General features: G+C 69.2%; 5 protein-coding genes. All 5 read right to left on the bottom strand.

Going from position 1 to position 4,232, the window contains the following annotated elements; translation table 11 throughout:
• On the bottom strand, positions 1 to 183 hold a 183-nt coding region (locus tag AC3XYG_RS15840), incomplete at its 3' end, for a tetraacyldisaccharide 4'-kinase (RefSeq protein WP_489140809.1).
• Positions 184 to 196: 13 nt separating this feature from the next.
• Positions 197 to 1,468: a 3-deoxy-D-manno-octulosonic acid transferase gene (locus tag AC3XYG_RS15835; RefSeq protein ID WP_489140808.1), complete on the bottom strand. Its 1,272-nt coding sequence runs from the start codon at positions 1,466 to 1,468 to the stop codon at positions 197 to 199.
• A 22-nt stretch (positions 1,469 to 1,490) separates the two neighbouring features.
• Positions 1,491 to 2,495 carry a glycosyltransferase family 4 protein gene (locus tag AC3XYG_RS15830; RefSeq protein ID WP_489140807.1) on the bottom strand — a complete coding sequence of 335 codons (1,005 nt, stop codon included), beginning with the start codon at positions 2,493 to 2,495 and terminating at the stop codon, positions 1,491 to 1,493.
• Between the two features lie 70 nt (positions 2,496 to 2,565).
• Entirely contained in the window at positions 2,566 to 3,366 is an 801-nt protein-coding gene (locus tag AC3XYG_RS15825) for a UDP-2,3-diacylglucosamine diphosphatase (RefSeq protein ID WP_489140806.1), read from the bottom strand.
• A gap of 215 nt (positions 3,367 to 3,581) precedes the next feature.
• A partial coding sequence (locus AC3XYG_RS15820; RefSeq protein WP_489140805.1) for a calcium-binding protein occupies positions 3,582 to 4,232 on the bottom strand: 651 nt, incomplete at its 5' end.

Here is a 4,232-nt window from a genome sequence, read left to right as displayed (position 1 = left end):
TGGCCCTGGCCCGGCGCCGCCCGCCACCAGGTTGCCGATGCAGATCACCGGCACCGGCGCCCGCTGTGGCGTCACCCACGCCCGGCGCAGCCGCGACGCGGCGTCGTACAGGGCGCCGGCGGGCGCCAGCAGCCGGGCCGCCGCCGTGGCTTCCGGGCGATACCAGAAGCCGGGGGTCTTCATGCCCCGCCGGTCCTCATGCCAGGATCGGGGTGATCAGCGGCTCCAGCGTCGCCATCACGGTGGAGACCACGCCACGGTTGCGCTGGGCCACGGCAGCGGCGGCGCGGGCCATGCGGCGGCGCTCCGGCGCGTCGTCCAGCAGCCGGGTCACGGCCGCGGTCAGCGCCGCGGCGTCGCCCACCGGCATCGCGCCGCGGGCCTGGGCCAGCTGGGCCGTGATATCGGGGAAGTTGGTCATGTGCGGGCCATAGACCAGGGCGGCGCCCAGCTGCGCCGCCTCGATCGGGTTGTGCCCGCCGAACGGCACCAGCGATCCGCCGATGAAGGCGATCGGGCAGACCCGCAGCCAGATGCCCATCTCGCCGATGGTGTCGGCGACCAGGATGTCGGTGTCGGCGCCGGGCAGCGGCGTCTCGCTGCGCCGGCTGCCGCGCAGGCCGGCCGCCGTGACCATCGCCGCGATCTCAGGCCCGCGGTCGGGGTGCCGCGCTGCCAGGATGGTCAGCAGGCCGGGCCGCTTCGCCGCCAGCGCCTTGTGCGCCTCGATGATCTGCTCTTCCTCGCCGGCATGGGTGCTGGCCGCCAGCCAGACCGGGCGGCGGCCGACCGCGGCGCGCATCGCCGCCAGCTCCTCGAGGTCGGCCTCCGGCGGGTCGGAGGAGAATTTGAGGTTGCCGACCGTGCCGACGCCGCGCGCGCCCAGGGCGCGGAAATTGCGGGCCGACCGCTCGTCCCAGGGCAGGATGACGCGGAAGATGCCCAGCAGGCGGCGGATCAGCCGCGGCAGCCGGCGCCAGCGCCGGAACGACCGCTCCGACATCCGGGCGTTGACCAGGGCGATCGGCAGGCCGCGCGTCTCCATCTCGGTCAGCATGTTCGGCCAGATCTCGGATTCGACCCAGATCGCCAGGTCCGGCTTCCAATGGTCGAGGAAGCGGCGGACATAGGCCATGCGGTCCATGACGGCGAACTGGTGCACGGCACGCTCGGGCAGCCGCTCGGCCACCAGCCGGGCCGAGGTCACGGTGCCGGTGGTGACCAGCACCGAGATTCGGGGATCACGCTCCAGCAGGCGCCGGACCAGCACCTGGACCGACAGCACCTCGCCGACGCTGGCGGCATGGACCCAGATCAGCGGGCCGGCCGGGCGCGGCAGGCTGGCATGCCCGAGTCGCTCGCCGCGGCGGGCGGGATCCTCGCGGCCGGCAGCGGTGCGCCGCGCCAGCAGCAAGGGCACGAAAGGGCCGGCGGCATCGGTCAGCCTGCGATACAGCGCGTAGATCATCGGCCGCCAAACTGGGTGTGATTCATCGGAACGGGTGCAAATGGGTCAGGAACTGATCTGTACATGCCTCCCAGGAATAACGCAGCGCGAAAGAACGGCAATCCTCCGATGAAACTTTCAGCGCCTCGGCGATGGCGCGACCCAGATCCTCGTCCAGCCGCCCGACGGGTGCGTCGCCGATCACGTCGGCCGGCCCCTGCACCGGATAGGCCGCCACCGGCACGCCGCAGGCCAGCGCCTCCAGCATCACCAGGCCGAAGGTGTCGGTGCGCGACGGGAAGACGAAGACATCCGCCGCGGCATAGGCGTCGACCAGCTCCTGCCCATCCTTCGAGCCGGTGAAGGTGACGCCGGGGTAGCGGGCCTGGAACGCCTGCAGCGACGGGCCGCCGCCGACCACCACCTTCTCGCCGTCCAGCGGCAGCGACAGGAAGGCGTCGAGGTTCTTCTCCACCGCGACCCGGCCGACATAGAGGTGCTGCGGCCGGGCGCGGTCCAGCGCCCGGGCCGGCCGCTGGGCCGGCTGGAACCGCTGGGTGTCGACGCCGCGGCTCCAGCGCGCCAGGCGGCGGAAGCCGCGGCTCGCCAGGTTCCGCTCCAGCGTGTCGGTCGCCACCATCACGGCGCTGGCGGCGCGGTGAAAATGCCGCAGCAGCGCATAGGTCGATCCCAGCGGCATGCCGGTGCGCAGCTGGACGTATTCCGGGAACTGGGTGTGGAACGAGGTGGTGAAGGACAGGCGCCGGCGGATGCAGTAGCGCCGCGCCGCCCAGCCCAGCGGTCCTTCGGTCGAGACGTGGATGGCGTCGGGGTCGAATTCGTCGATCAGCCGGGCCATGCGGCGGCCCTGGCCGATCGCCAGCCGGATCTCGGGATAGGTCGGGCAGGGGATCGAGGCGAAGCGGTCGGGCCCCACCACCTCGACCACATGGCCACGCCGGCGCAGCTCGTCGCGTGTCGATTCGATGGTGCGCACGACCCCGTTGACCTGGGGCAGCCAGGCGTCGCTGACGATCAGGATGCGCATCAGGCGGTGCCGCCGGCCGTCGGCGTCATCACCATCGCCGTCCTGTCCTCTGATCCGGTGTCGGGGTGACTCAAGCGGCGTGCCGGGGCTTCAGGTCCTGCTGCGCCGCCGCCGCATCGCGGGCCGCGACCACGGCCGCCCAGTGCAGGATCTCCAGCCGGCCATCCGCATGCTCCACCAGGGCGGTGCAGCTCTCGACCCAGTCGCCGTCGTTCAGATAGGTCATGCCCTGCATATCCTTCATCTCGGCCGTGTGGATATGGCCGCAGACGACCCCGTCCACACCGCGCCGCCGGGCTTCCTCGGCCAGCGCGACCTCGAACCGGCCGACGAATTCGACCGCCTTCTTCGCCCGCTGCTTCATATAGGCCGAGAGCGACCAGTAGGAGAAGCCGAGACGGCGGCGCGCCATGTTCAGCGCCGTGTTGAGATGCAGGAGCAGTTCGTAGGCCTTGTCGCCGACATGGGCCAGCCACTTGGCGTATTTGACGACGACGTCGAACTGGTCGCCATGGATCACCAGCAGGCGGCGGCCATCCGCGGTCTCGTGCACCCAGTCCTCGTGCACGTCGACGTCGCCGAAGCTCTGGCCGACGAATTGCCGGGCGGCCTCGTCATGGTTGCCGGGGATGTACAGCACCCGCGTGCCCTTGCGCGCCTTGCGCAGCAGCTTCTGGATCACGTCGTTGTGCTGCTGCGGCCAGTACCAGCTTTTCTTCAGCCGCCAGCCATCGACGATGTCGCCGACCAGATACAGCGTATCGGATTCGGTGTGCTTCAGAAAATCGAGGAGGAGGTTGGCGTTGCAGGCCCTGGTGCCGAGATGGACGTCGGAGATCCAGATGGTGCGAAAATGCGTCACCTGTTCCATGGGCCCGTCAATCCTTCAGCGGTCGTCTACCGTCCGTATAAACGAAGCGCCGATTGGGAACAACATATAGATATGGTCCGTGATTCTCCATTTGATAAACTTAATAAAATGGTCACGAGTGCTTCTATTCCGGCAGTTTGGTTTCAATTGTCCGGCGCGGTCCGGTCCAGAATATGAATCTTTTCTGAACCGGACCGATCCCTTGCCAGACCCGGCTACAGCAGGAAGTCGGCGGCCACCAACGCGGTGGTGGAGTGGACGGTGATGGCCAAATCGGCCACGCCGTCGCCATTGACGTCGGCCAGCGCCATATATACGCCGCCGTCGCCCGCCTGGACGATCACCTCATGCCCGATGCCGGTGAAGACGCCGCCGCTGGTGAAGGTGAAGGCGGTGTCGCCGTTGGCGCTGTTGCCGTCGGCATCGATCGGCCGCAGGTCGATCTTGTCGCCCTGGGTGTGCGAGAAGTCGGTGATGGTGTCCGGTGCCGCCACGGTGCTGTCGCTGACCGACTGATAGAGGAAATAGTCGTTGGCGCCGCCGCCGGTCAGGGTGTCCTGGCCGGTGTTGCCGAGCAGCACGTTGGTCAGGTTGTTGCCGGTCAGCGTGTCGTTGAAGGCCGAGCCGTAGACGTTCTCGATGCTGATGTAGGTGTCGCCCTGGGCTTCGCCGCCGCTGCCGGTGTTGGTGGCCAGGTTGACGGTCACGCCGGCGGAACTGGTGTGGTAATAGGCCCAGTCCGTCCCGGCGCCGCCATTGAGCACGTCGGCGCCATTGCCGCCGACCAGCCGGTCGTTGCCGTCGCCGCCATTCAGCGTGTCGGCGCCTTCGTTGCCGTAGAGCCCGTCGGCCCCGGCCCCGCCGTT

Source organism: Inquilinus sp. (assembly GCF_057815775.1).
The sequence above is the reverse complement of the archived record's forward strand: the minus strand, read 5'-3'. Positions and strand labels throughout refer to the sequence as shown.